The organism is Nocardia vulneris (genome assembly GCF_001613425.1).
Classification (GTDB): Bacteria; Actinomycetota; Actinomycetes; order Mycobacteriales; family Mycobacteriaceae; genus Nocardia; species Nocardia vulneris.
Genome location: NZ_BDCI01000022.1, coordinates 12,078 through 38,434, shown reverse-complemented (window position 1 = coordinate 38,434; position 26,357 = coordinate 12,078). Strand labels below are relative to the sequence as shown.

Sequence of the window (26,357 nt, the reverse complement as noted above, 5' to 3'; positions counted from 1 at the left end):
TCCGCTCTCCAGCGGTTTCGACCCGGCGTCCGTCGTTTCCCGCCCACCCTGCTCCACTGACCGTCGGCGGAACCCGCCCATGTGCGGCAATGAATTCGGGCGAATTCGTGCGGAGAACGCCTCGGTGGCGGCAGGATCTGGAACCAGTGGGTTTCAGTATGGCCCGGATAGCCGCCCGTTGGGTTGGGGAGGAGTATCGATGTCGAACAAGGGCCTGCGGATGCTGGGGGTCGCGGTGGCGATCGTGTTGGCGGGGGTGGTGCGGGCGGCGGGTGCGCAGGCCGGGCCGGCGCCGCTGCCGGTGGACTACAGCACGCTGGTGGCGCTGGCGGACAGCATTCGCTATCCGGGCTCGGAACCGCCGGGGGTGAACGACTGGTCGTGTCGCAGCGCAAAGCATCCCGAGCCGGTGGTGCTGGTGCACGGGACGCACGCGAACATGCGAGTCAACTGGAATGCGTTGGCTCCCTTGCTGAAGAACGACGGGTATTGCGTGTTCGCGTTGAACTTCGGTGGGTTGAAGTTCGGGCAGATCGGTGGCACCGGCGACATCCGGGATTCCGTCGGCGAACTCGATCGATTCGTCGACCGGGTGCGCGCTGCCACCGGTGCGACCGTGGTGGATCTGGTCGGTCATTCGCAGGGCGGGCCGTTGATTCGCTATTACACAAGCGTGGTCGGCGGCGCGTCGAAGGTGCACGACGTGGTGGCGCTGGCGCCCACCTACCGCGGCTCCGACGCGCTCGGTCTCGATCCGTGGGTGGCGATGTGGCGCACCGCGCTGCCCGGATTGGCCGCCGCGCTGGACGAACTCGACACCGCCGCGATGCAGCAGTTCCGCAGTTCGGAATTCAACACCGCACTCGCGGGCCTGCCGGACACTGTGCCCGGCCTGCGCTACACGACGATCGTCTCCCGCTACGACATCGTGGCGACACCTATGACGGACCAGTTCCTGCACGGTCCCGAGGCCCGCAACATCGTCGTCCAGGACGTCTGCCCGAACGATTTCACCGACCATCTCGCGATGGCCTACGACCGGGTGGCGCTGCAGGAAATCCTCAACGGCCTGGACCCCGAGCACGCGGTCCGTCCCCCGTGCGAACAAATGGTGCTGCCGTATTTCGGCGGCTGAGCACGATTCGTCTCGTATCGGCAAGCTCATACCACATGAGCCGCGGACCTCGACGGTGGCGCGGTCGGCGTGCACTGCCACCCGCCGTTGACTGCGCTTCGGATGGATCGACCGATGTCGCCGGCTCGGCGCGGAGCTGGCAGTTAACCCGGCAGCCGTGTCGATAAACGGCGCCCGCGTTCGGGTTCTCGTCTAGTCCGGCGTGCACCAGATGGTGCGCACGAAGACGGCGGTGAGGGCGTCGACTCGGCGTTCGGTTTCCGCGGCGTCGGGTTCGTCGGCCGCGTACTCGTAGCCCGCCCGCCACATCATCGCCAGCAGAGCCGCGGCCAGTGCGCCGCTGTCCGGCGGGCCCGCCGGAGCGCGGTCCGCGGCGCGTTCGGTGTCGATCAGGGTGACGATGCGCTGCTGGATGTCGGCGTGGGTGTCCCGCCAGGTGTCGTCGAGGTGGGCGTCGCGGCTCGACGCCGGACCGAACGCGCGCAGCAGCGTGCCTTCCGTGCGCCACCGTTGCAGATACCGTGCGACGGCGTGCCGGATCGCCGCGCGCGGCGGGGTCGTACGGTCGAACTCCTCGACGATGGCGCTCAAACCGACCAGGCTGGCACCGACCAGCGCGTGCACGACCGCGTCGCGGGAGTCGAAGTAGAAGTAGAACGCCGAGCGGGACAGACCGGCGCCCTTGGCGAGTTGGTCGATCGTGATGGAGGAAAGCGGCTGCTCGGCGAGCAAGCGACGGGCCGTGTCGAGGATCGCGGCTTCGCGCTGGTCGCCTTTGCTGGGGCCGCGGCGGCCGGGCGACCCGGGTTGCCTCGTCCGCGCTGTCACGGACGAGAGCTTACCGATCGCGACGACGCGCAGATCAGCCGCGCGCTATCGCGGGGCAGGCAACCAGGGCGCACTGAGCAACCGGGTGGTCAGATGCGTGAGGTACCGGGTCTGGCGATGGGCGAGCGCCGGATCGAGCTTGTCGAGATCGCCGTTCTCACTCACCCGCACCAGGTAATTCGGCCCCGCGATGGCGGTGACGGTCGGGATCCCGCGCCGGTACGGCCCGGTCGCCTCGCCGTAGAGGTTGTCGGTGTACGGCCGGGCGACGAGGGTGCGATCCAGATCCGAGCCGGCCAATTCCGCGGCGACGGCTCGAGCGAGCTCCGCACTGTTGCCGACGCCGAGGACGAGGATCTCCTGCTTGCCGGTGGCGTGCCAGGCTCGGCCGGTGCCGCCGGCATCCCACTGCGTCGCGCCGAGATGCTCCGGCACCACCGCGGCCACGAGCCGGTCGGCGATCTCGGGGTGGTGGTCGAGCCACGTTTCGGGATGCACGGCACTGCTCGAGGCGGTCATGTGCGCGGGGGAGAGCACGAATACGATGTCTCGATCACGCTGTGCCACCGGCAGTCTCGTGAAATAGTCGGCCATCGCCAGCAGTGCGGCCGCGCCGTTCTCCTCGATCGCGTTCTGCCCGTCGGTGTGGGTCATGACCAGGATCGCGCCCGCACGGCTGCCGTTGCCGGGCAGTTCGGCGGCGAGATAGTCGATCGTGGCCTCGTCGTTCGTCTCGGCGGTGAGCGTGAGCGTCGCGGTGACCGGGCCGAGCCGCATCGCTTCGCGCAGGCGGTTGCCCTGCAACTGATCCAGGAGCAGGGCGGGCAACCCGTCGTGCGGTTGCTGGTGCGGAGTGAATTGGCCTGCGGCATCTGCCGGGTCGAAGGGGAGAATGCCGACCGCGCCGATCGCGCCGCGGTCGCGTAGGTCGCGCAGCTTCGGGCCTTGCGCGCCCAGCCACAGTCGCGAGGAGTCCTCCAGTGCGGCATCGAGCAGTAGCGAGCGCGGCTGCGCGTCTATCGCCACCGCGGCGAAGGCGCCCGCGACGAGTGGGGTGATCGGCCGATCGGCGAGCACTATCTTCCCGGTCGGGTCGGCTCCGGCCGCCTCGGTGAGTTCGCCGGTAATCCCTTGTGGCGGTGTGGTTCCCGAGTAAGGCCAGTAGTAGGCGACGGGAATGTCGTGTATGGCGCCGTGTGCATCGGTCACCGTCAGTGCCCAGAATTCGGCGTTCCAGTATTTCAGCGCCGTCGGGTACCGCCGCACCGGCAACCCGAACGTCTCGAGTTCGCCTGCGAGGTAATCGATCCAGCGACGATGGGCGTCGCTGCCGGTGAACCGGGGCCCGCCGGCGGTCATCCTGCGCACCCAGCTCCACAGGGTGTCGCTGTCGACGAGTTCGACGCCATCGGGCGCGGCCGCAGCGAATCCCGGCAGCGCCAAACCCCCGAGACCCGCCAATGCACCGCCGAGCACAGCTCGTCGGGACACGGCGGAAAGTGGGGCGCAGTCGCTCATGGCCACTCATTCTGCATCGGCCTAGACCACATAGTCAACATGTGTCGATAATTCTCGACAAGTGTCGATAATACTTGCCCGCTGGTCGCGGGCACTTGCCGCAAACGGTGTGATCGACGCCTAGGGCATGTTCGGGAATAGAAACGGGGTAAACTTCGGTTTTTAAACCCGACTGTGCATGCCCCTCCGATCGAAAGGACGCCGATGCGTATAGATGGAATAGTCGACCCCCGGATCACCTTGCAGCCGCCGCCGCTGGCAGAGCTGGACTTGACCGGCAAAGGGCTGATCGTGATCGGCGGAACCAACGGTCTGGGCCGGGCCGTCGCCCGGCAGGCTTGGATGCTCGGCGCCGAGGTCACCGTGGTCGGCCGCACCTTTCGTGACAGTCCGGCCGAGCGGCTGAATTTCCTCGAAGCCGACCTCTCGTCGCTGCGTGCGGCGGTCCGGCTCGGGAACGAACTGCCGGTGGAAGCCGCCGACGCGGTCTTGTTCACACAGGGAATCTTCGCGGCGAAGAGCCGGGAGGAAACCGGTGAAGGCATCGAACGCGATATGGCCGTCAGCCATCTTTCGCGCATCGCGATGTTGCCGGGACTGGCACCCCGCCTGGGCCGCGCGCGGACCGGAAACCGTTTTCCCGCAAGAATATTCATCATGGGCTCGCCCGGTACCGGAGAACTCGGCGACCCTGCCGACCTCAACGCCGAACGTGAGTACCGTGCCGTCAGGGCGCACCAGAACACGGTGGCCGCGAACGAAGCCCTCGTCCTCGCCGGTCGGGACCGGTGGCCGGGACCGGACTATTTCGGCTTGAATCCGGGCCCCACGAAGACCGACCTCCTGTCCCATCGCCTCGGCCGCGACACGCTCGCGAACCGGGCCACGCAAGCCTTGATCGGCCTGCTCCGTCCGTCACCGGAAACCTATGCCGAGCGCATTGTGCCGGTACTGGTCGCCCCCGACCTCACCGGGCAGTGCGGGTTGATGATCAATGGCAAAGGCCGGCCGATCCGGCCCACCCGGGGCATGGACGATGTGCGCGTCGACGAGTTCATGACCGCTTCGGAAAACCTGCTGCGCCGCGCTGTCGGCTGACCGAGGTGCCGGGCTCAGCCCATCCGCGGCGCGGTCGCGCGTTCGACTAGGACCTGCCAGCCTTCGGCCAGCCGGCGGAGCTGATGGGCGCTGTGCGCCGGGTCGTCCGACGACAGATAGAGCAGGATCGGGCCTTCCAACGCCGCGGTGAGCTGAACGGCCAGGGTGTCGAGGTCCGCGACGTCCGGGCAGGCGTGGCCCAGCAGCATCCGGATGTGGAACCGGGACAGGGTCGCGGCTCCGGCCGAAATCGGCTGTGCGCGGTCCAAGCCGGCGCGCGCGATGGCCTGGCGATCGAGCAGGAAAGTGATCCGCGCGCGACCGAACGCGATCAACCGCGGGATCGGGTCGGCGCCGGGGCCCAACGGCGGCGGCCCTGCCATCACCTGGTTCTGGAAGGCCCGCTCGTCCTCGTCCAGTAACGCGTCGAAGATCCCGGCGCGGGTGCCGAAATGCCGGAAGACGCTGCCCTTGCCCAACCCGGAACGTTCCGCCAGGCCGTCCATGGTGACCTTGTCGACCCCCACCTCCGCGATCAACGCCCGCGCCGCGGTCAGCAGGCGCTGCCGATTGCGCGCGGCATCGGCGCGCTCTGCGCGCGGCACACCCAGCGGCAGTGCACGTCTGTCCACGAGGGCCAATCTACCGCCGCCAGCCCGGCTCTCGATCTGCTCGACGCCACCGTGGCGCAGGTGCGGTGCTTCCGGCGCGCTCGTCGAACCGGCGGTCTCGCCCACGGTCCGCGCGCTCTGCGAGACTGCGGGGATGAGCGCTGGGGCTGCGGGGGACGGGATGTCGGGGGAGTTGTTGCTCGGTATCGATATCGGGACTACCGCGGTGAAGGTGGTCGCGTTCACCGTGGCGGGTGATCAGGTGGCGGCGCATACGACGCCGTATCCGACCAGCAGGCCGAAACCCGGTTGGGCCGAACAGGATCCGATGGACTGGTGGCGGGGCTGCGTTGACGGGATGCGTGCCGTGCTGTCGGCGGTGCCCGCGGGTGCGGTGCGCGCGATCGGCCTGGCCAGTCAGGTCAATACCCATGTGTGCGTGGATGATCGGCTGACGCCGCTGGCGCCCGCGATCATCTGGCAGGACCAGCGCTGTGCGGAGATCGCCCGGGAATTCGACGCCCGCTTCGACGACGCGGACAAGGTCCGGATCTGGGGATCGGCGATCACCCTCGACGCGTCGTTCGTCGGCGCGCGGGCGGAATGGTTCGCGCGCACCGACCCGGACCTGTGGGCGCGGACGCGCTGGGTGCTGGGGCCCAAGGATTTCGTCGCCGCGAAACTGACCGGGCGGGTCGCGACGGATCTGCTGGCGGCGGTACGGGTGGCGGGGCCGGACGGCTATCTGGCCGAGGCGGTGGCGCTCGTCGACGGACTCGGGGAGCGGTTGCCGGAGATCCTGGCTCCGGAGGACACGGTGGGACGGGTCGACGGCGCGGACGTGGTGGTGGGCACGATGGACGCCTACAGCGCGGTGTTCGGCACCCGCACCACCGAGCCGGGCCGCGGAATGATCTCGTGCGGAACGTCATTGGTGGTCGCGGGCGCGTCCGCGCAGGCACACCCGGCGGGCGGGATCGTCACCTTCCCGCCGCGCGCCGGGCTGTACGTCCATGCCGGGCCGACGCAGGCGGGCGGGGATGCCGTGCGCTGGTGGAGCCAGGTGTCCGGGCTGAGTCTGGCGGAAGTCTTCGAATCGGCTGCTGCGGGCGAGCCCGGCGTGCTGTTCACGCCCTACCTGGCGGGTGAACGAGCGCCGTTGTGGGACGCGGAGGTTCGCGCGAGCTTCCTCGGGATGAGTTCGGCGACAACGACGGCGGATATGTCGCTCGCGGTGCTGCACGGGGTGGCGATGTCGGCCCGGCACGTGCTCGAATCCGTCGAGACCGCCTGCGGATTCGAGCTTCCCGGCGTGGCGTTCTCGGGTGGTGGGGCGCGCAGCGCGTTATGGGGGCAGATCCACGCCGACGTGCTGGAACGGTCGGTCGAACGATTGCGGGTGCACGACAGCGCGGCGCTGGGCGCGGCTCTGCTCGGTGCGGTCGGCGCGGGCATCTACCCGGACGTGACCGCGGCGGCGCGCGCGGCGGTCGCGGTCGACCGGTCGTTCGTGCCGGCGGCGCCGGTCGGTCGGTTGCGTGGTTTGTACGAAACCTATCGATCCGTGCACGCCGCGCTGCGCGACCTGCACACGGATCTGGCGCAGTGGCACCGGCTCAGCTGAATTCGGCGACGCTCCAGGCGGCCTCGATCATCTGGAAGATCTCGTCCACCGCGGCGGCCGGATCGGGTGCCTCGCGGGCCACGGAATAGGCGTCGATCACGAATCTGGCGATGGTCCGGCAGGCCACCGGCGTCCGGGACAGGCCGAGATCGGTGGCGATGGCGGTGGCCAGCGACTCCGCGTGACGCAGCCGCATCGTTTTCTCGTACTCCCGCAGGGCGGCCGATTCGTCGATCATCTTCCAGATGGTCGTGACGTCCGGGCCGGTGCAGTGCTGCACCAGGGCGTGGATTTCGCGACGCAGCGCGTGCATGAGCGTTTCGTCCGCCGGCCGATCGGTGGCCGCCTGCAGCAGGCGCTGCTCGAAGTCGTCGTCCCGCTCGAAGACCAAGGCCTCTTTCGAGGCGAAGTGCGAGAAGAGGGTCGTGACGGCCACATCCGCCTCGGCCGCCACGTCCCGGATGCCGACCGCGTCGTAGCCGCGCTCGGAGAACAGCCGCAGCGCGGTATCGGCGATATTCTGGCGGGTCGCGGCCTTCTTACGCGCACGACGCCCGAGCGGCACGGTCATTTTCGGATGCTATCAAATACGAAAACTCAGCGGTTTCGAAACACTAACCGTTACGTGACGGCTGACCCGCTCGAACCCCTCAACTCATGAGGACGCCGGACCGGAAGCCGCCGCCGGTGGCGTAGAGCGAGAAGGCATGGCCTTTCGCGGTGCAGGATAGGCCGGGGCCGGAGTAGTGCCCGCCGGTCGCGACGCAGGTCGCGCCGCCGTGCGCGACCTCGATACTGGCGTAGCCCTCGCCGGTTTTGACATCGCTCATCCGCGGATTTCCACCCGGCAGGGTGAACGCCTTGGGCGTGACGCCTGGATGGGCGGGTAGTTCCGGCTGGTCGATGATGACCTGATTGATCGGGACCGGCAGCGGTACCCAGGTGTCGCCCACCGCGACGGCGGGCACGCGATTCGGTGTCACATCGCAGCCGACGATGCCGTCGGCGGTGATCGCGCAGTTCACCTCGTCGCCGTAGCTGAAATAGACGGTGTCGGGGGTGACGGCCTGCGCCGATGTCGTGCTCAGCAGGGGTGCCGCGGCGACCGTGACGGCGATTCCCGCCAGCTTTGCGGTGATGTTCATGCACACTCCTCGATCGGATCAAACGATGCTCGGGCGTCGAGTCGGGCAGTTCTGGTAGCTGAAACATAGCTGATATTCGCGTCGTGGCCCAGGGGCGGCGGGCGAGGGGTGGTGGACATGGGAAGTTGACAAGGGCTGTACGGGTTTTCGCGCGGCGCGCGGCGGGTCTGCGACGCTGGCGGGCATGAGTGAGATCGAGAGCCGGGTGGGCATTGCGCAGCCGGAGGACGTGATCGATGTGTTCGTCGACCTGGTGGCGGCGGGGGACGCGACGGGACTGGCCGCGCTGTACGAGCCCGACGCCGTGCTCGCGATACCCGGTGGCCCGGTGGTCCGCGGCATCCCGGCGATCCGCGAGGCCTACGCGCAATTCCTCGCTACCGGACCGGTTTTCGAGATCGGTGCGCGGCAGCAGCCGCTCGTGATGGGCGATATCGCACTGAGCGCGCATCAATGGCCCAACGGCGAGATCACCGTGGACGTGCTGCGTCGACAGCCCGACGGCACCTGGCTGTGTGTGATCAGCCAGCCGAAGGTCAACTGAGTTTTCCGCACAGACCCGTCTCGCACCGGCCGCTCGGCCGGTGCGGCGAGGGTCACAGTGCGGCGCCGAGCAGGCGAAATGCGCAGTGTCCCGAGAAAGGAAGTTTCGGGGCATGGCTCATGGCTACCCCTCAGAGAACGCCGGTGCCGACCGCCGCGGTGGCATGTCGACGGTCGGCCTGCGTTCCGGAGTCCGCCGCACCGGCTGACTCGCACGACAGCGGGAAGGAACCAGACATATGTTGATGCTCACCCCCACCGCCATCGAGGTTGTCCGCACCATCACCTCCGCCGACGGCACGCCGCAGGAGGCGGGCCTGCGCATCTCCACCACCGACGGCGCCGAGACCTTACAGCTCGAGGTCGCCGCGGCGCCGGGCGCCCAGGACCAGGTCCTGAACGCCGACGGCTCCCGAATCTTCCTCGACCAGCAGGCCGCCGCCTTCCTGGACGACAAGGTCCTCGACACCGGCACCGACGCCAATGGCGAGGGCGGCTTCGTCATCGCCATGCAGGGCGGCGCCGCAGGCGTCTGACCTGTCCTCAGCGCTCGGCGGCCACGGCTTCGAGCAGCGAGTAGGGCGCGGCCGCGAGCAGCGGTGTCACCGCGGTGAGCCGCAGCCCCGCCCGCGCGCACAGATCCGCGAAGTCCGCGCGGGTGCGTTCCCGGCCGCCGACATTGACCAGCATGTTGAGGTCGCTGAGATAGGTGATCCCGCCGTCGGCGCTGTCGGCGGTGGGATCGACGACGGCGGGCAGTACCGGTTCCACGATCAACACGACACCGTTCTGCGGCAGCGCCTCGCGGCAGTGTCGCAGGATGGTGACGGCCTGCTCGTCGGTCCAATCGTGCAGCACGCTCTTGATCAGGTAGAGGTCCGAGCCCGTCGGCACCGCACGGAAGAAATCACCGGCGCCGAGCGTGCAGCGGTCGCCGACACCGTTGTCCGCCAACGTTTTCGGTGCTTGGGCCAAGCCCTCCGCGGTATCGAAGACGACGCCGCGCAGCTCCGGATGCGCGGCCAGCACGGCGGCGAGCAAGGTGCCGTCGCCACCGCCGACATCGGTGACCGAGTGGAATCGGCCGAAATCGAATGCGGTCGGCAACGCGGCGGCGGTCTCCGCGACCGCCTGGCTCATCGCCGCATTGAATTCGGCGGACAGCTCGGGACGTTCGGCGAGATGGCTGAAGAAATCGGTGCCGAATACTCGGTCGAACGCGATGTCGCCGGTGCGGATGCTGCCGTCCAGATGTTCCCAGGCCCGGATGATCGCCGGGTCGGTGAACATCCGGACGAACGACGTCAGCGACTCCGGGGTGTCCGGATCGAGCAGCGCCCCCGCGGAAGTCGAGGTGAAGGAGCCCGGGTCGTGTTCGGTCAGCAGTCCCAATCCGGCCAGCGCGCGCAGCAGCCGGAGTGTGGGGTCGGGCGCGGTCCCGGCCGCCGCGGCCACCTCGGCGGCCTGCCGCGGCGTGCTGCCGAGCAGTGGCACTATCTTCAATTCGATTGCGCTGCGCAGGGTTTGCGCGGCGAAACTGCCGAAAGCGAGCCGGACGATCAGGTCGCGGTCGGCGCTTTCGGTGGCGCGGACATCGGTGTCGGACATGGGTGTACTTCCTGTCTTCTCGGGTTGGCAACGCGCACAACGCAGTACGAAGGCGCAGCAATAGGAGTGCGAGCCGGGAGCGGCTCAGCCCGCGGAGGTCACCCGCCCGGCCAGCGCGCTCGGCGTGCAGCCGGCCAATGCGAGCAGGTCCCGGTTCAGGTGCGGTTGATCGGCGTACCCACAGGTCACGGCGACTTCACCGGCGGTCTTGCCCGCGCGCAGCGCGCGAGCGGCATGGTCGAACCGGACCAGCATCGCGGCGCGTTTGGGGGACAGACCGATCTGATCATTGAACCTGGCCCACAACCTTTTTCGGCTCCAGCCGCAGGACGCGGCGAGGTCGTCCACCCGGATCTGACCCCGATGGGCGACGATGGTGTCCCACGAGGCCGCCACCTCCGGCGCCATCGGCGGCGCCGCCGCGCCCCGCTGCACGAGGAACGCACGGGTCAGTGCGAGCCGCCGCGACCAGGTCGTGGCGTCGGCGAGCTGCTCGCGCAGCCGCCGCTCCTGCGGTCCCCACAGCTCCCCGAGCCCGGTGACGGACCCGTTCAGTTCGCGGGGCGAGACGCCGAGCAGGCTGTAGGCGGACCGCGGCGACAGACGCACCTCGACGCATTCGACGCGATCCCCGTGGATCCGAGCCGGGCCGGGCGACAACGTGGCGACGAAACTCGGCAGCGCCCGGGATCCGGCCGCACCGTGCACCGTGACCGGGTTGTCCCCGATGCCGATGATGACGACGACCGTGGGCTGCGGCAGCACCCGCAGGTCCAGCCCGGCGCCCGCGCGATCGCGGAACCCGGCCATCAGCACGCCGTCGAGGGCGGCCTCGGCGGTCGGATGCACGACCTCCCAGCCGTCCTCGACATCACGGTCCATGGGGACGGTCCCCACCTCGTAGCTGCGCATATCTCTACTGTCGCCGATGTCGCGGTGTCCTGTCTTGAACAAATGTTCCCAGGAGATACCCAGGTGGCCCCGGTGGAATGCGCGCCGGGATGCCACTACCGTGGGGTGGCGCAAACGGAGTCCGATCGCTGGGAGTGAGTTTGTCGTCATCGACGATCGAGAACATCGAGACGTCGTCTGGGACCGAGCAGCACGAGCCGCGCACCATCGCACCGGTGGTGTGGTGGGCGATCGTCGTCGCCGGGTTCGTCGCGGGTGGCTACTACCTGGTGCAGGTGCTCGAGCACCGGCAGGTGATGCTGCATCTGATGGATTTGAGCGTCTACCAGATCGCCGGTGACCGGGTGAGCCATGGGGTTTCGGTCTATGACAGTCCGTTGCTCGGCAATACCCGCGGCGTCTGGGAATTCGTCTACACGCCGTTCGCCGCGCTGCTGTTCGTGCCGCTGCGCTGGCTGCACGGTGATCTGTACACCCTCGTCGGCGGCTTCGGGAACTTCGCCATGCTGGCCGGCTCCTGCTGGGCGGCGCTGTCGCTGCTCGGCTACCGGCGCGACCTGCGACTAGCGGTCGCGGCCGGCTCGATCGGCGGACTGCTGCTGTGGTGCGAGCCGATCCGGCAGACGATGGCGTTCGGGCAGATCAACATCCTGCTGTTGCTGCTCGTCATCGCGGACCTGGCACTGCCTGACACGTCGCGATGGAAGGGCGTGCTGACCGGTATCGCCGCGGGTATCAAGCTGACACCCGCCTTCTTCGTGCTGTACCTGCTCGTCACCCGGCGCTACCGGGCGGCCGCGACGGCCGCAGGCGCTTTCCTCGTCACGGTGGCGGTCGGTTTCGCTGTGCTGCCGAAGGATTCGGTGACGTTCTGGGGTGGCGCGTTCATCGATCCGGCCCGCGTCGGCGAGCCCGCCAACCTGTCGAACGAGTCCCTGCGCGGCATGATCGCCCGCTCGGTCGGCGTCGCGGGCGCACATCAGGTGCTGTGGCTGGCCGGGGCCGCGGCAATGGCGGCGGTCTGCCTGTACCTGGCACGCCGGCTGTCGCTGTCCGGACGGGAACTGCCCGCGGTGGTGTGCGTCGGCGTCACGATGACGGCGGTGTCGCCGTTCAGCTGGGTGCACCATTGGGTTTGGCTCGCGCCGTTGCTCATCTACCTGGGTGATCTGGCGCTGCGCCGTGGTGGTCTGGTCGTGCCGTCGGTATTCGTGGTGACGGCGCTCTTCGTCTCCGGTGGCGTACTGGCGTTTCTCGATCCGACGCTGGTGAGCGTGTTCGACTATGCCGCGCGCGGACATCCGGTCCTGTTCTACCGCAACGCCTACATCTGGCTCACCGTCGCACTGTTCGCGGCCATCGCTGTGGCCCTGCGTCGTAGCGCGAACCCGGCGGCCACCATCCCGGCCGAGAGCACCGCGGACAACGTCAAAGCGCCGGTGGCCCCGTAGTTTTCGAGAACGACGGCGTAGACCAGCGGTCCGGCGGCGGAGAGCAGAAAGCTGGGCAGCAGCAGTCGTCCGACGCGGGCCCCGTAGCCGTGCACCGGAAACAGGGCCAACGGCAACGTGCCCCGGGTGATGGTGGCCAGCCCGTTTCCGGCGCCGTACAGCGCGGCGCAGGCGGCGGCGAGCACCAGCACCCGCCCGCCGCCGAAGCCGACGAGAAACGAGAACAGCAGCAGCGCAAGGGAGATCAGGTTCAGATCCGGTGCCGCCAAGCTTCGTCCGAACAACACGTCACCGAGCCGGGCCGCGGACTGGGCGATGCCGCGCAGGGTCGACACCCACACCGCGGTGCCGACCGCCAAGCCGAGGCCGGTGAGTATGCCGATCAGATGGGCGGACAGTCCCGAGGCCAGAAAGCCCACCCCGGTCATGATCGCCGCGTACAAGACCGCCGCAACGCGGTCATCGCGGGCGGCGGCAACGGGTGCGGCTGCGGGAGAACGGGTTTCGACCGGTAGCGGAACGTGGCGCGGAATCGCGAGATGCATCGGCAGGGTCGACAGCGCGAATCCGGCGTAGACGAGCATCGCACCGCGCCAGCCCAGGGCCTCGGCCAGACCATGACCGATCGGCCAGAACACCGTGGACGCCAACCCGCCCAGCAGCGTGATCTGCGACATCGGCCGTTTCGCGTGTCCACCGCCGAGGCGGGCCAGCGTCGCGAACGCGGCATCGTAGAGCGTGCACCGCATGGCCGCGCCCAGCACGATCCACGAAAGGCAGTACCAGCCAACGCTGCTCGTCGTGGCGACACCCGCGCAGCCCAGCCCCGCCAGCACCGAACCGGTCGCGAGAACGGGCCTGCCGCCGAACCGGTCGATGCAGCGGCCGACCAGCGGCGAAGCGCAGCCCATCACCAGCAGCGCCACCGAAAACCCACCCTGGACCCGGGTTTCGCTCCAGCCGAGATCCGCGCCGATGCTGCCGCCGAAGATGCCCACGAGATAGTAGGTGACACCCCAGCAGACCAGCTGGGAAACACCGAGGCAGCGCACCGCCTTTCGCAACTTCGCGTCCATAGGCCCTCCGGTTCGCCGACCCTGCGGTTCGACGATAAGCAATGCTGATGACGCTGATACAGGACATAAGAAGGGCTTGGGTATGGGCGCGCTGGACCTCGATCAGCTGCGCACGTTCGTGCAAGTCGTCGAGTGCGGCAGCTTTTCGCGTGCGGCGCAACGGTTGGGCATCACCCAGCCGGCCGTCAGCCTGCGCCTGCGGCACCTCGAAAACCGTTTGGGCGTAACTCTGCTGGAGCGGGTGGGTCGACAGGTGCGCCCGACCGCGGCCGGGGCCGAACTGCTGGCGCACGCGGCCCGGATCGAAGACGCGGTGTCGGTCGCGGTGGACAGCCTCGCGCACTACACGGCGGGCACTGCCGGGCGAGTTCGGCTCGGTACCGGCGAGACCGCGTGCGTGTACCTGCTGCCGCCGGTCCTGCGCGGGTTGCGGCGCCGGTTCCCGGCGCTCGACCTCATCGTGCACACCGGTAACACCGACAATCTGCTGCACCTGCTCGCGGAGAACCGCATCGACCTGGGCTTGCTCACCATGCCCATTCCCGGCCGGGCCTTCGAGGTGGCCCCGGTCCGGCAGGACGAATTCGTACTGGTCGCGGCCGCGGACGCCGCCGCGCCGCCGGCCAGGACCACAGCCGCCGCGCTCGCGTCTCGGCCGCTGGTGCTGTTCGATCCCGGCGGTAACACACGTCGACTCGTCGATCGGTGGTTCGCCGCCGCGGGACACACCGTCAAGCCGGTGATGGAATTGGGCAGTGTGGCCGCGATCAAGGAATTGGTCGCTGCCGGCCTCGGCTACGCGATTCTGCCGCGCATGGCATTGCCCGCTCGCGACGACGGGCGCTTGACGGCCCGTTCGCTGACTCCGCCCCTGCACCGGACCATCGCCGTGGTCCTGCGCCGGGACAAACCCCGCACTCGGGCCCTGTCAGCGGTGATCGATGCCCTGACCACCTCCGACGCACAGCGCTGACCGTCGGCTTCGCGTCGCGCCCCGCAGCCGCGGGGCGGTGGACCGCGCTATCGTGGATTCGTGGGTGTTATGGGAGAACTGTTTCCGGGCCAGAAGCTGGCCGACGAGGGCAGCGAAGACAGTGCCGGGCAAGGGCACCGCCCCCGTGTCGACGTAGACTTGGAGGCCGGTGTGGTCCGGTTGTCCGGTACGGCCCCGCGTGCCGCGGACGAACCTGTCGAAGACGCCTGAAGCACTCGAGTTCTTACCTGGCTTTGCCGCTCGCCTCGCATTCTTCTGACGTCCGCCCCGCAGCATGGGTCGTGACGAAAGGAAGTGCCCGCCATGAGCATCTCGCTATCGACCGAATCGACCCGCGTACGCCCCGCGCTGCCCGCCGAGGTGACGGACTACTGGGCCGGACGCCACGTGGTGGTGACCGGCGGCAGTAGCGGCATCGGACTGGAGGTGACCGAACTGGCCTTGGCCATGGGCGCCAGGGTCAGCGTCGTCGCGCTCGAAGACCATGCCCTGCACCGTCTTTCCGAGGAAGCGGTCCACGGGGACCGGCCATTGGCGGTGTTCGCCGCCGATGTCACGCGCAAGGAGCAGGTCGGCGCCGCCGTCGACGCGGCACGCGCGCGGCACGGCGCGATCGGCGCGGTGATCGTGTGCGCCGGTATCGCGAAGCCGGACTATTTCGACCGGCTCGACGATGCCGACTTCACAAAACATATGGAAGTCAATTACTTCGGTGCGCTGCATGCGATCCGCGCGGCGCTGCCCGATCTCGACGCGGGCACCGGGAGCAGCGTCACGGTCATCTCGTCGCTGGCGGGCGTGCTGCCCTGCTTCGGTTACGGCGCATACAGTCCCAGCAAGTTCGCCGTGCGCGCGCTGTGCGAGGTATTGCGTCAAGAACTCAAGCCGCGCGGCATCACCGTCACCGTCGTCCTGCCGCCCGATGTCGACACCCCGCAGCTGGCCGCCGAGGCGGCGACCAAACCGCCGGAGCTGCGGGCGCTGAGCGCCGGAACGCCCATCAGCGCAGGCGAAGTCGCGCACGCCCTGTTGATCGGCGCGGCGCGCGGTCGGGCCACAGTCGTGCCCTCGTCGGCCGCCCGGCTGACGCGCTGGCTCGCGGGTGCGGTCCCCGGCCTGTTGGCCTGGGTGATGGACCGCCGCATCGCCCGTGTCCAGCGCAACCGCTGAACGGTTACCCGGGTGGGCTAGTCGCGGAAGCGGCAAGCACCGGCGAACGGCATGGTGTCCATCGAGGATTCGGTGACACCGGTGCCGTAGGTCGAGGCGTGGATGACCTTGCCGTCACCGGCGTACAGCGCGGAGTGGCCGCCGCCGTAGAACGACACCAGATCGCCGGGCTGCAATTCGTCCCGCGCGACGGGGGTTCCGGCGGCGAGCTGGTCGTAGCTGGTGCGTGGCACGTCGACACCGGCCTGCTCGTAGGACCATTGGACCAGGCCCGAGCAGTCGAACGAGTCGGGCCCCGCGGACGCGCCGTAGTCTGCGCCGAGCTTGGTGCGGGCGGCCTCGACCGCGACCTCGCCGGGCGACTTCAGCGGAGTCTCGTGCAGCAGTGACTGATTCGGCGTGCTGACGCCGGGAATGCCTGCCAGGCTGGGGTATTCGAATCCGGGGATCTCCGGCAGTGTGAATTCGATGCCGAAGGCGGAGAACTCGGTCGGTGCGGGAGCTGCGATCGGCGCGCTCTCCGGCTGCGGTGCCGGGTTTCCGGGAAGTCCTGCGGGAAGGGGCAATTCGTCTGGTACCTGCACGGTGCCGATGCCCGGCACGGTAATCGGTTGTGCCGTTGCCGTTCCGGAGGTGACCAGCAGTGCGGCGAGTGCGCCTGCGAGGGTCACGCCTGCGGCGAGTGCCCACCAGAGCACTCGGCGCAGGAAGCGGGTAGTTCGGACGTCGTCGGTCTGCGATGCCATGATCAAGTCCTCCGATGGTCGTCTCGAAGGCTCTGGCGGGTCGCGCGACGCCGCAGCTGAGGGCGAAACCGGACGGCACCAAAGTCTTCGAATACATTCGAGAACATCACGGTGATCTGTGTCCAAGCGGATCCGATTTACCATCATTCGACATAAATCGACGAATGCACATCAGGACACACATTAAAATAATAACGAAACGATAACTAAATATTCGAGAGTTGAAAATCAGCTATTTTGCGTGGTGTTTTCTTGCTGGGCGGATGCGGCGCTGACCGGCAGTTCTCCGGTGCTGCGCAGGGCCGCGAGCACGGTGTGCACCGCGGATCGGGGTGGCGCGCCGCGCCGGATGACGGCCGTGATCGTCCGCGTCACCGGGCTGCTCAACTCCCGGGTGGTGACCCGGTAGCGCGGATCGACGGCGAGGCCGGGCAGCAGGGTGATCGACAGTCCGGCTTCGACATGTTGCAGCGTCATCAGATAGTTGCTGAAGCGGCATACGACGCGGGGTTCGAAGCCGGATTCGCGGCAGAGCCGAGTCGCCAGGTTCGCCATATACGACTTCGGCATATCGAAGGCCCACGGCTCGTCGGCGTAGGCCGCGAGATCGGCGGGCCCGCGCGCCGACCGGCCCGGCGGCAGCACGAGCACGATCGGATCGGTCGCCAGGGGCACGATGTCGATGTCCGGGCCGAGCGGCTGATCGACGAAATCCGTTGTGGTGATGACGATATCGGCGTCGCCGACGCGCAGCGCGCGCATGCTCTCGTGCGGTTCCAACTCGTGCAGTTCCACCTCGAGGTGCGGGTGGGAGACCGCGAGCCGCCGTACCGCGGGCACACAGCGGGAATGGATGGCGCTTTGGAAGGCGCCGAGCCGGATCAGGCCGACCGGCTCGTCGCCGAGGCCGCGCAGTTCGGCTTCGACGGTGCCCATGTGGTCGAGCAGCGCGCGGGCGCGGCGCGCGAGCAGTAGTCCGGCGGGGGTGAGCCGGACCCGGCGGCCGGTGCGTTCCAGTAGCCGGGTCCGCGTCTCGGCCTCGAGCACCGCGAGCTGCTGGGAGACGCTGGACGGGCTCAGGTTCGCCGCCTGCGCCACCGCGCGCACGGTGCCGAGGGTGTCCAGTTGGCTGAGCAGGCGCAGTCGCCAGGGGTTGAGCATGGGTCCATTGTTGTTCGGCGCTGCCGTACAGCACAGCCGGAATTGTGAGATGGACGTGTCGCTCGCGCGGTTTTACCGTCGGAGGCATGGCTTCCTCCACCGCCGCGCCACTGTCCGCGACCGAATTCTGGCGCGATGCCGACCGTCATCTCGTGCGCTACGCGGGTGCGAGCGCCTTCAGTCCGGAGATCATCACCAGGGCCGCCGGCAGCTTCCTGTACACCGAAAGCGGCAGGGAGATACTGGATTTCACGTCCGGTCAGATGAGCGCGATTCTCGGCCACGCGCATCCGGAGATCGTCGCGACGGTCCGGCGGCAGGTGGGCGAGCTGGACCATCTGTTCAGCGGCATGCTGAGCCGCCCGGTCGTCGACCTGGCGCGCAGGCTGGCGGGCACGCTGCCCGAGCCGCTGACCAAAGCGCTGCTGCTGACCACGGGCGCCGAATCGAACGAGGCCGCGATCCGGATGGCCAAGCTGGTCACCGGGAAACACGAGATCGTCTCGTTCGCCCGCTCGTGGCACGGCATGACCCAGGCCGCGGCGGGCGCGACCTACAGCGCGGGACGCAAAGGCTACGGTCCGGCCGCACCGGGCAATTTCGCCATCCCCGCCCCGCACGCCTACCGGCCCGACTTCACCACGGCCGAGGGCGAACTCGACTGGCGCAGACAACTCGACTTCGCCTTCGACCTGATCGACGCGCAGTCGGTGGGCAGCCTGGCCGCCTGCCTGGTCGAGCCGATTCTCAGTTCCGGCGGCGTGATCGAACCGCCGCTCGGTTACTTCGCCCGGCTGCGTGACCTGTGCCGGGAACGGGGCATGTTGCTGATCCTGGACGAAGCGCAGACCGGGTTGTGCCGCACCGGCAACTGGTACGCGTTCGAACGCGACGGCGTGGTGCCCGACATCATCACCCTGTCCAAGACGCTCGGCGCGGGGCTGCCGCTGGCCGCGGTGCTCACCAGCGCCGATATCGAGCAGGCCGCGCACGAGCGCGGGTTCCTGTTCTTCACCACGCACGTCTCCGATCCGTTGGTGGCCGCGGTCGGCAACACCGTGCTCGACGTGCTCATCCGGGATCGGCTCGACGAGCGCGCCGCCGAACTCGGCGGGTTCCTGCGCCGCGGCCTGGAGCAAATCGCCGAGCGGCACAGCGTCGTCGGGGATATCCGCGGGCGCGGGCTGCTCGCCGGGCTCGAACTCGTCGTCGATCGCGAAACCAAAAGGGGCTCGGACGAACTCGGTGCGCTCGTCACGCGCCGCTGCCTGGAACTCGGCCTGCACATGAACATCGTGCAGTTGCCCGGCATGGGCGGCGTTTTCCGGATCGCCCCGCCGCTGACCGCCACGGAGGAGGAGCTGACCCTCGGTCTGTCCATCCTCGACGAGGCGATCGGCGACGCGGCCGCCCGGCTCTAGCGGCGGCGCCTCAGGTCAGGTTGCCGTCGATGCAGAGGCTCACCGACCGCGAGGACGGGCCGGGACGCGGGGAGTCCGGGTCGAATTTCCACTGCGAGATCGGGCCGGCCGCCTTCCATTGCAGCGATCCGTCGCGGGCGGCGACGACCTGGTAGATGTCCTCGTTGCCTTCGATGAGCTGGCTGCCGACGCAGTAGTCGTTGTACTCGGTGCCCGGCTGCCGCGCGCCCGGGCTGAACAGGCCCGCGGGCCTGGTGTACGCGCCCGGGTTGGGGACCGTGCTCGGCCGGTTGTCGGCGGGGCCGCGGGACCAGGACGCCGCGCCGCGGTCGGTCTCGCAGCGGAAGCTCTGGCCTCCGGCCACCACGGTCGCGCCCTGCGGATGGCTGGTGCCCGCCCACAGGCAGTGCACCCCGGAGCCCGCGGTGCTTGCCGCAGCGTTGCCCGCGCCGACGACCAGCCCGCCCGCGACGGCGGCCGCCGCGAGCAGTGCGATCGAGGTGCGTCCGAGGGCGGCGGCTCTCGTTGTCGTCGTGGTGTTCATCGATGTCTCCCTCTGTCTTCGACCGGTCCCGAGGTCGCTGGATCGCGGTCGATAAAGCAAGTGCAACAGCGCTTTTCGGTTACTCAGCACCAGCTGGCCGTGGGTTTGCACACCACCCAGCCCTCGCCGTCCGGTCGCGGCACGGAGGACCAGGTCGTGGTGCCGCCGCCCCCGCCGCTACCGGGTGCGGTCTCGGGTCGCTGCCTGTCCCAGTACTCACGCTGCGCCCGCTGGTGTTCGTTCTGGCGCAACGGGTTGGTGTCGGTGTGGTGGAAGCCCTGGGGGTCGGTGTGGTGCGCACCGGAGGTGTCGCGGCCCGGCGCGTCGTCGACGGCCGCGGTGGCGATACCGGACGTGAGCACCGTTGCGGTACCGAAGAATCCGACGATCAGGGCGAGCGCGGTGGCACGTCGGAAGGACTGCCGGTTACCGGTCGACCGCTGGGGGAGTCGCTGCATGGCGTCGTTGCCTCTCTGCTCATCTACTAAGTTAAACAGTAGGTAAAGAAGCTGAGAACAAGCTTATGGCCAGCATGATTGTCCCTGTGGGGAGAAACGCCATGATCAGATACGCAATTCAGCAGTAGATTGGGTGGACTCGGCCGTGCTCGCCCCGACAAGTCGGGGCAGCCCGAACGGAAACGCCGCCCGGAGCCTGCCCGATGTGCCCACCAGAACCTGTCGGAGGGTGGGGAGTGCGATGTCCAAGTCACTGCGGAGTGCGCTGCTGGTGGTGAGTGTCGTCGTCACCGTGCTCACCGGCATCGAAATCGGTTGCGGCGCAGCATCTGCCGCGCCTGATGCGCTGAAGCACTGCGCGGTGGCCGGCGGTAGGAAGCCGGCGACCGCGACACCGGAGGAGGTCGGGCTCGACGCGGCCGCGCTGCACCGGGCGGTCGCTTTCGCCGCGGACCCGACGCGACGCAATGTTCAGGTATTCCGCAACAACTGCCTGATCGCCGCGGGGCCGAACAACGAGCAGACCGGTGGTGTGGCGTGGAACCTGTGGAGCAGTACGAAGAGCGTGGTGTCGCTGGTCGCGGGCGTCGCCGTGGACCAGGGGCGCCTGCGGCTCGACGATCCGATCGGCCGCTATCTGCCGCCCGGGCTCGGTGACGACGCGCACCGGGCGATCACCGTCCGGAGCCTGCTCACCGAAACCTCGGGCTTGCAGGTCGCGGTGGCCTCCGAGGGCATCACCGGCCTGGCACAACTCGATCCGAACACGGTGGCGCAGGCCATGGCGATGCCGATCGAGAGTCCGCAGGGCACGGTGTGGCGCTACAGTCAGCGCGCCGTCGATCTGCTCGTCCATGTGGTGCAGCGGGCGGTCGGCCTCGACTTCCAGGACTACGCGCAGCGAAACCTATTCGATCCCTTGGGCATTCGGCGCACCGACTATCACTGGGGCCGCGACCGCAGCGGAAACACCTATGGTTACGCGCATCTGATCATGCCGCCGGACGATTTCGTCAAGCTCGGCCTGCTGGTGGTGAATCACGGTGCCTGGCAAGGCGATCAGGTGATCTCCGCCGACTATCTCGAGCAGGCGTCGCGGCCGACGCCGGCCAATCCGTGCTATGGATTTCTCTTCGTCGTCAACGGGCCCGGCTGTACCGCGGAACTGCCCGGCTTGCCGCCGGACGCGGTGAAGATGTCGGGGATGATGCGCCAGGACAACTTCATCGTCCCGAGTCTCGGGTTGCTGGTCACCTGGACCGGGGTGACCGTCCCCGGTAGTGCGGTGAGCTTTCCGCACGACGTGCTTCGCGGCATCATCGCGGCCTTTCGGGCGCCGGCGCTGCCCGATCCGGGACCCTATGTGCCGCAACCGGATATCAGCCTCGCCGATCCGATGATCTCGAATCCGGACGCGACTCTCGGCGCGCTCGGTATCGGGCCGTACGCGTATCCGGGCTGTGGCCCGCTCGAATGTCTCGGCGCACCGCTCGCGCCGCCCTTCGGGGACTGGCCGCCCGGCTGTTTCGTCCTCGGCTGCGTCGGGCCGCACCCGGCTACGCCCGGCATCCGCTAGACCGGGTGAGCGAGGTCCGGGTGAGCGACGTCACGTAATATTGCACTATCTGAAATTTTGCAGTTTGTGCTAAATTTTCGGCCATGTCGTCCCCCGCGAGCACCGAACCGCCGCTCGGCCTGCGCGAACAGAAGAAGCGCAAGACCAGGCTCGATCTCTGCATGGCCGCTCGGCGCCTGGCCGTCGAGCACGGGGTCGACGCGACCACCGTCGACGACATCGCGAAGGCCGTCGGGGTCTCGCCGCGCACGTTCTTCAACTACTACGACACCAAGCTCGACGCGATCGTCGGTCCCGTCGAGGAGATCGGCACGCCCGCGGCCCGGGCCGAGTTCGTCGCCGGTGGGCCGACCGGTGTGCTGATGGCGGACCTGACCTGGCTGTTCTCCTCCGCGATCGAGCCGGAAGAGGAAGTGCGCGAAGCCATCTCGTTGGTCATCGCGATCATCAAGGCCGAACCCCGGGTGGTCGCGTCCTTCATGGCCGCGGGGGTGCAGCAGGAGGCGATGGTCCGCGACCTGCTGACCGCCCGGTCGGGCGCGCCGGTCGCGCCCGAATTCGCCGCGCTCGCAGCGGGAGTCATGACCACCATCACCACCCGGGCGGTGTTGTCCGCCGCCGCCGATACGTCCCGGTCGTTCAAAGCGGCCGTGGCAGACCACTGTGCGATGGCCGCCCGGCTGTTCGACCAGCCTGATGACAGAACAAGGAGACGCGACCGATGACCTCGACGGCCGATTCGCCGCCAGCCCCGATTGTCCTGACCCAGAAGAGAATCTGGCTCATCTTCTCCGCGCTCATCGCGGGCATGTTCCTGGCCAGCCTCGATCAGATGATCGTCGGCACCGCCATGCCGACCATCGTCGGTGAGCTCGGCGGTGTCTCGCACATGGCCTGGACCGCGACCTCGTACCTGCTCGCCACCACCATCGTGATGCCGATCTACGGAAAATTCGGCGACATGTTCGGCCGGCGCTGGCTGTTCCTGTTCGCGGTGACCGCCTTCACCGCCGCGTCGGTCGGCGCCGCGGCCTCGACGAGTTTCTGGGAATTCATCGTCTTCCGCGGCCTGCAGGGTGTCGGTGGCGGCGGTTTGATGATCCTGGCGCAAGCCATCATCGCCGACGTGGTGCCCGCCAAGGACCGCGGCAAGTACATGGCGCCGATGGGTGCCGTCTTCGGCATCACCTCGGTGGCCGGCCCGCTGCTCGGCGGCTTCTTCGCCGACACCCTCGGCTGGCGCTGGTGCTTCTGGATCAACGTGCCGATCGGCATCGCGGCCCTGGTCATCGCCTTCCGCTACCTGAGCGTGCCCAGCCACCGGCCCAAGACCAAGCCGGACTACCTCGGCGTGCTGCTGATGTCGGCCGCGACCACGCTGCTGATCCTGATCACCGACTGGGGTGGCAAGCAGTACGCGTGGGGCTCGGCGACGATCGTGTCGATGATCGCCGCGCTGGTGATCGTGGTGGCCGCGTTCGTCATGGTGGAGGCCCGGGCCGAGGAGCCCATGCTGCCGCTGTGGCTGTTCCGCAACCGCACCTTCGTGCTGACCTCCGCGATCGGCCTGCTGGTCGGTCTGGTCATGTTCGCGGCGATCGGGTTCATCCCGACCTATCTGCAAATGGCCACCGGCGCTTCGGCTTCGGTCTCGGGCCTGCTGCTGATCCCGATGATGGCGGGCATGATGATCACCCTGATGGGGTCGATGACCGCGATCACCAAGACCGGCAAGTACCGGGTGTATCCGCCGCTCGGCGCGCTGACCATGCTGCTCGGCATGCTGTGGCTGACCAGGCTGGACGCGAACACCGAGATGTGGCTCGTCTCGGCCATGCTGTTCGTGATCGGCGCCGGGCTCGGCCTGATCATGCAGATCATCGTGCTCGTCGTGCAGAACGCGGTGGCGCCGGATCAGATCGGGACCGCGACCAGCGCCAACAACTACTTCCGCGAAATGGGTGGCGCGATCGGCGTCGCGATCTTCGGCTCGATCTTCACCAGCCGATTGACCGAGGGCCTCACCGACGCGTTCATGTCGCACGGGCCCGAGGTGCTGGCGGCGAAACTCGACCCGAGCGGGCTGGTGCCGTCGGTGGTCAAGAACCTGCCCGCGGACCTGCACGACGCGATCGTGGGCGCCTACGTGAACGCTCTGGTCCCGGGCTTCTGGTACCTCATCCCCGGCGCGATCGTCATCTTCGTGCTGGCGCTGTTCATTCCGCAGCTGAAGCTGTCCGACGAGGCGGGCATGGTCGCCCGCGGCGAGGCGGTGCTGGAGAAGACGGAGCCGGGCGCGACGACGGCGGTGGCCGCGTCGGAGGAGGATCCGGACGCACGGCTGGTGCGCGAACGCGCTTAGCGCGCGAGGAACGAGACGGGCGGTAAGGCGACAGCCTTACCGCCCGTCCTTGTCGCACCGGGCTATTCGCACGCGACGCCGGTGTAGCCGGGCTCGAGTGCGCGTTCGACGAGATAGCCGACGGTCGGCGACTGCGGCAGCGTGCCGTGGTCGAAAACGTCGGTGGGGCAGAAGTCCTGGACCCAGACATTGTCGACCGTCGCACCCGGACCCGCCTGCAGGAACGTGGCTTCCGGTGGGGTGGAGGCATCGTCGCGGGTGCTGGCGATCACGGTGTAGTCGATGCCCGGCTCGGTGTCGCCGCCCGCGTTGAGGGTGCGCAGGAAGTCGCTGCCGACGAGTTGTTGTGCCGCGGCGATTCCGGCGACCGGTGTCAGCACCGTGGGGAAGGCCGCCGCGATGCCCGGCGGGAGCTGGGTCGCGACGCCGCGCATCGTCGAACCGTGATTGGTGCCCGCGAGCGAGACGAGGTGCGCGACCTGCTCCGCGCCGCCACCGAAGCGCACATACTGGCGAGAAACGAGCGCACCCTGCGAATGACCGACGAGGTCGACCCGCGCCGCGCCGGTGGCGGCGCGGACCCGGTCGACGAAGGCGGCGAGTTCACCGGCCGAGGCGGGTATGTCGCCGGTGGCGTACATTCCCGGCAGCGCGCCGAGCACACTCGACGTATCGCGTCCGTAGTTGAGCGAAAAGACGCAGTAGCCTTCGGCTTTCAACCGCGGTGCGAGCACGTCCCAGTCGTTCTGATTGCCCCAGGTGCCGTGCACCAGCACGACCGGCCGGGGATGGGCCCGGGTGGGCAGGCAGGACCAGTCGTCCGACCCCGCGGGCGGGATGCTGCCGTCCGGGTCCTTGCCGAGCACCGCGCTGCCCGAGCCGGCCGGATTTGCGAGGGCCGGAACCGATGGTGCGCCGGCCGCGCAGAGTCCGCACACGAGGCCTGCCAGCAGCACCCTGCGCCACGTCGTCTTCATCGAAATCTCCTCTGCGCGAGCGGTTTCGCTGTGTCATCGGCGAATCATGCGGTGGTTCAGCGCGGTACGGTGACCGGATCGCTGCAGCTGGCCGGCGGATCGACCAGCGAGCACGGCTGGGGAGCGCGGGTCGGCCGGTAGTCGGCCGGGACACCGCCCTCGCGGGTGATGCGGGTGTAGGCGGCGACGGCGTCGGTGGGTTTGCGAGTGAGGCTCGGATCGGTCAGCACGTCTACGGTGTAGAGCCCGAACCGCGGTGTGTAGCTGCCCCACTCGTAGTTGTCGGTGAGACTCCAGTAGTTGTAGCCCATGATGTTCATGCCGTCGGCCCGGGCCCGCTGGATCCAGTAGATCGTGTCGCGCAGATCGTCGCCGCGGGCATAACCGTCGGGACGGGGCAGCCCGTTCTCGGTGGGCATGCCGTTCTCCACGATATAGAGCGGCTTGCCGGGGAAGGCGCGCGAATAGTGTTGCAGGGCATAGTAGATGCCCTCGGGCTGCAGCGGGTTCTGCCAGAGCCGGGTGAGGTTCTGCGCCATCGAGGTCACGGTATCGGGCGAGCTGCCGTAGTAGTAATCGATCCCGATGTAGTCGAGCCGTGCAGCGACCTGATCGACGAACGGCTTGTTGATCGCGTCCTCACCGCCGGGAATGTAGGCGACATTGCTGGTGACCAGCGCACCCGGCTGCACCCGGTGGATGTGGTCGTAGATGGCGTTGTGCGCCTGCGCCAACCTGTTCTGCATGCCGGGCACGTCGACGGCCGGGATCCCCCCGTGCCGTAATTCGTTGAGCCCGTAGAAGGTCGGCTCATTGAAGGTCACCCAGAGCGGGTCGGCGGCGGCGTAGCGGTCCACCACCGTGCGCGCGTTGGCCAGCCAATCCTCGACCATGCCCGGGTTGTGCCAGCCGCCGCGATCCACCTCCCAGCCGGGGAACACCCAGTGATCGAGCGTGATCATCGGGCGCATCCCCGCCGCCTCGATCTTCGCGATCACGTTGTCGTAGAAGCGGAATCCCTCGGCCGACCACACGCCGGGCTCCGGCTGCACCCGGGCCCATTCGACGCTGATCCGGAACACCCGGGTGCCGAGATCGGCGGCCAGGTCGATGTCGGTGGCGTAGCGGTTGTAGAAGTCGACCGAATTCCCGTACGGGTCCTCGGTTTTGCCCGCCTCCACGTAACGGCGCCAATTGCTGTCCGGCGCATGGCCTTCGGATTGGTAGCCGGAGGCGGCGACGCCCCACAGGAAGTCCGGACCCAGCGGCGCGACCTGTGTGGGCGGCTCCGGCCGCGCGGCGGCGGTGGCGGGCAGTCCCTGAATGAGCGTGGCGGCGGCCACCGCGGCCAAGCCGAGGCCGCGCAGACGGAGTCGCATCGGGTGGTGTGCTCCCGTTC

Annotated in this window: 26 protein-coding genes and 1 pseudogene; 13 read left to right on the top strand and 14 right to left on the bottom strand. The window is 68.5% G+C overall.

The window, feature by feature from the left end; translation table 11 throughout:
- Positions 1-199 precede the first annotated feature (199 nt).
- The gene (locus NVU01S_RS23360; protein ID WP_043671665.1) at positions 200-1,135 is read left to right on the top strand and encodes an esterase/lipase family protein; all 936 of its coding nucleotides are present in this window, start codon (positions 200-202) and stop codon (positions 1,133-1,135) included.
- Between the two features lie 192 nt (positions 1,136-1,327).
- Here the strand turns inward: NVU01S_RS23360 and NVU01S_RS23355 are convergent, their stop codons facing one another.
- Complete coding sequence (locus NVU01S_RS23355) at positions 1,328-1,963, bottom strand: TetR/AcrR family transcriptional regulator (protein WP_052280671.1); 636 nt, start codon at positions 1,961-1,963, stop codon at positions 1,328-1,330.
- Between the two features lie 45 nt (positions 1,964-2,008).
- Positions 2,009-3,454, bottom strand: a complete 1,446-nt coding sequence (locus tag NVU01S_RS23350; protein WP_156522231.1) for a hypothetical protein — start codon at positions 3,452-3,454, stop codon at positions 2,009-2,011.
- A gap of 231 nt (positions 3,455-3,685) precedes the next feature.
- Between NVU01S_RS23350 and NVU01S_RS23345 the strand changes: the two genes are divergently transcribed.
- A complete protein-coding gene (locus tag NVU01S_RS23345; RefSeq protein ID WP_244467275.1) occupies positions 3,686-4,579 on the top strand; it encodes a Rossmann-fold NAD(P)-binding domain-containing protein in 894 nt (297 codons plus the stop codon).
- Positions 4,580-4,593: 14 nt separating this feature from the next.
- Here the strand turns inward: NVU01S_RS23345 and NVU01S_RS23340 are convergent, their stop codons facing one another.
- Positions 4,594-5,211: a TetR/AcrR family transcriptional regulator gene (locus NVU01S_RS23340; RefSeq protein ID WP_244467274.1), complete on the bottom strand. Its 618-nt coding sequence runs from the start codon at positions 5,209-5,211 to the stop codon at positions 4,594-4,596.
- Between the two features lie 133 nt (positions 5,212-5,344).
- Between NVU01S_RS23340 and NVU01S_RS23335 the strand changes: the two genes are divergently transcribed.
- Positions 5,345-6,814, top strand: coding sequence for a xylulokinase (locus NVU01S_RS23335; protein WP_244467273.1), 1,470 nt, complete (start codon positions 5,345-5,347; stop codon positions 6,812-6,814).
- Here NVU01S_RS23335 and NVU01S_RS23330 read toward each other — a convergent pair.
- Complete coding sequence (locus NVU01S_RS23330) at positions 6,807-7,385, bottom strand: TetR/AcrR family transcriptional regulator (RefSeq protein WP_043671656.1); 579 nt, start codon at positions 7,383-7,385, stop codon at positions 6,807-6,809. The two genes, NVU01S_RS23335 and NVU01S_RS23330, sit on opposite strands and share 8 nt — an antisense overlap.
- A 79-nt stretch (positions 7,386-7,464) precedes the next feature.
- Positions 7,465-7,959 carry a hypothetical protein gene (locus NVU01S_RS23325; RefSeq protein WP_052280669.1) on the bottom strand — a complete coding sequence of 165 codons (495 nt, stop codon included), beginning with the start codon at positions 7,957-7,959 and terminating at the stop codon, positions 7,465-7,467.
- Between the two features lie 184 nt (positions 7,960-8,143).
- Between NVU01S_RS23325 and NVU01S_RS23320 the strand changes: the two genes are divergently transcribed.
- Together NVU01S_RS23320 and NVU01S_RS23315 are read left to right on the top strand one after the other, a co-directional pair.
- A complete protein-coding gene (locus tag NVU01S_RS23320) occupies positions 8,144-8,503 on the top strand; it encodes a YybH family protein (RefSeq protein WP_043671654.1) in 360 nt (119 codons plus the stop codon).
- A 238-nt stretch (positions 8,504-8,741) separates the two neighbouring features.
- Complete coding sequence (locus NVU01S_RS23315) at positions 8,742-9,038, top strand: hypothetical protein (RefSeq protein ID WP_014988125.1); 297 nt, start codon at positions 8,742-8,744, stop codon at positions 9,036-9,038.
- Positions 9,039-9,045: 7 nt separating this feature from the next.
- On the opposite strand, the gene NVU01S_RS23310 is transcribed toward NVU01S_RS23315, so the two are convergent.
- Positions 9,046-10,110, bottom strand: coding sequence for a methyltransferase (locus tag NVU01S_RS23310; protein WP_043671652.1), 1,065 nt, complete (start codon positions 10,108-10,110; stop codon positions 9,046-9,048).
- Between the two features lie 84 nt (positions 10,111-10,194).
- A complete protein-coding gene (locus NVU01S_RS23305) occupies positions 10,195-11,022 on the bottom strand; it encodes a helix-turn-helix domain-containing protein (protein WP_043671649.1) in 828 nt (275 codons plus the stop codon).
- A 77-nt stretch (positions 11,023-11,099) separates the two neighbouring features.
- Here NVU01S_RS23305 and NVU01S_RS44960 point away from each other — a divergent pair.
- Positions 11,100-12,122 (top strand): annotated as a pseudogene (locus tag NVU01S_RS44960) (glycosyltransferase 87 family protein); the annotation flags it as partial.
- 224 nt (positions 12,123-12,346) lie between these two features.
- Here the strand turns inward: NVU01S_RS44960 and NVU01S_RS42625 are convergent.
- Positions 12,347-13,549: an MFS transporter gene (locus NVU01S_RS42625; RefSeq protein ID WP_082032084.1), complete on the bottom strand. Its 1,203-nt coding sequence runs from the start codon at positions 13,547-13,549 to the stop codon at positions 12,347-12,349.
- 82 nt (positions 13,550-13,631) lie between these two features.
- On the opposite strand from NVU01S_RS42625, the gene NVU01S_RS23295 reads away from it, so the two are divergent.
- From NVU01S_RS23295 to NVU01S_RS23290, 3 genes are all read left to right on the top strand, one after another.
- On the top strand, positions 13,632-14,522 hold the full coding sequence (locus tag NVU01S_RS23295) for a LysR family transcriptional regulator (protein ID WP_043671646.1): 891 nt from the start codon (positions 13,632-13,634) through the stop codon (positions 14,520-14,522).
- Positions 14,523-14,582: 60 nt separating this feature from the next.
- The gene (locus tag NVU01S_RS43530; RefSeq protein ID WP_156161604.1) at positions 14,583-14,753 is read left to right on the top strand and encodes a hypothetical protein; all 171 of its coding nucleotides are present in this window, start codon (positions 14,583-14,585) and stop codon (positions 14,751-14,753) included.
- A 93-nt stretch (positions 14,754-14,846) separates the two neighbouring features.
- Entirely contained in the window at positions 14,847-15,713 is an 867-nt protein-coding gene (locus tag NVU01S_RS23290; protein WP_082032083.1) for an SDR family NAD(P)-dependent oxidoreductase, read from the top strand.
- 17 nt (positions 15,714-15,730) lie between these two features.
- Here NVU01S_RS23290 and NVU01S_RS23285 read toward each other — a convergent pair whose 3' ends face one another.
- Together NVU01S_RS23285 and NVU01S_RS23280 are read right to left on the bottom strand one after the other, a co-directional pair.
- Entirely contained in the window at positions 15,731-16,459 is a 729-nt protein-coding gene (locus tag NVU01S_RS23285) for a C40 family peptidase (RefSeq protein WP_052280668.1), read from the bottom strand.
- Between the two features lie 228 nt (positions 16,460-16,687).
- On the bottom strand, positions 16,688-17,620 hold the full coding sequence (locus NVU01S_RS23280; protein WP_043671642.1) for a LysR family transcriptional regulator: 933 nt from the start codon (positions 17,618-17,620) through the stop codon (positions 16,688-16,690).
- Positions 17,621-17,706: 86 nt separating this feature from the next.
- Between NVU01S_RS23280 and NVU01S_RS23275 the strand changes: the two genes are divergently transcribed.
- Positions 17,707-19,041: an aspartate aminotransferase family protein gene (locus tag NVU01S_RS23275; RefSeq protein ID WP_052280667.1), complete on the top strand. Its 1,335-nt coding sequence runs from the start codon at positions 17,707-17,709 to the stop codon at positions 19,039-19,041.
- Positions 19,042-19,051: 10 nt separating this feature from the next.
- Here the strand turns inward: NVU01S_RS23275 and NVU01S_RS23270 are convergent, their stop codons facing one another.
- Positions 19,052-19,585 (bottom strand): hypothetical protein, encoded by a 534-nt coding sequence (locus NVU01S_RS23270; RefSeq protein ID WP_043671639.1) that lies wholly within the window; start codon positions 19,583-19,585, stop codon positions 19,052-19,054.
- A gap of 83 nt (positions 19,586-19,668) precedes the next feature.
- Entirely contained in the window at positions 19,669-20,043 is a 375-nt protein-coding gene (locus NVU01S_RS23265) for a hypothetical protein (protein ID WP_043671635.1), read from the bottom strand.
- 241 nt (positions 20,044-20,284) lie between these two features.
- Between NVU01S_RS23265 and NVU01S_RS23260 the strand changes: the two genes are divergently transcribed.
- The 3 genes from NVU01S_RS23260 to NVU01S_RS23250 all read left to right on the top strand — a co-directional run bounded on the left by NVU01S_RS23260 (position 20,285) and on the right by NVU01S_RS23250 (position 23,981).
- Positions 20,285-21,619, top strand: a complete 1,335-nt coding sequence (locus tag NVU01S_RS23260; protein ID WP_043671632.1) for a serine hydrolase domain-containing protein — start codon at positions 20,285-20,287, stop codon at positions 21,617-21,619.
- Between the two features lie 83 nt (positions 21,620-21,702).
- Positions 21,703-22,344, top strand: a complete 642-nt coding sequence (locus tag NVU01S_RS23255) for a TetR/AcrR family transcriptional regulator (RefSeq protein WP_052280666.1) — start codon at positions 21,703-21,705, stop codon at positions 22,342-22,344.
- Positions 22,341-23,981, top strand: coding sequence for an MDR family MFS transporter (locus NVU01S_RS23250; protein WP_043671631.1), 1,641 nt, complete (start codon positions 22,341-22,343; stop codon positions 23,979-23,981). Before NVU01S_RS23255 ends, NVU01S_RS23250 begins: the two co-directional genes overlap by 4 nt.
- A gap of 62 nt (positions 23,982-24,043) precedes the next feature.
- Here NVU01S_RS23250 and NVU01S_RS23245 read toward each other — a convergent pair whose 3' ends face one another.
- On the bottom strand, positions 24,044-24,958 hold the full coding sequence (locus NVU01S_RS23245; RefSeq protein WP_052280665.1) for an esterase/lipase family protein: 915 nt from the start codon (positions 24,956-24,958) through the stop codon (positions 24,044-24,046).
- 56 nt (positions 24,959-25,014) lie between these two features.
- Entirely contained in the window at positions 25,015-26,337 is a 1,323-nt protein-coding gene (locus NVU01S_RS23240; protein WP_043671625.1) for a family 1 glycosylhydrolase, read from the bottom strand.
- Positions 26,338-26,357: the final 20 nt, after the last annotated feature.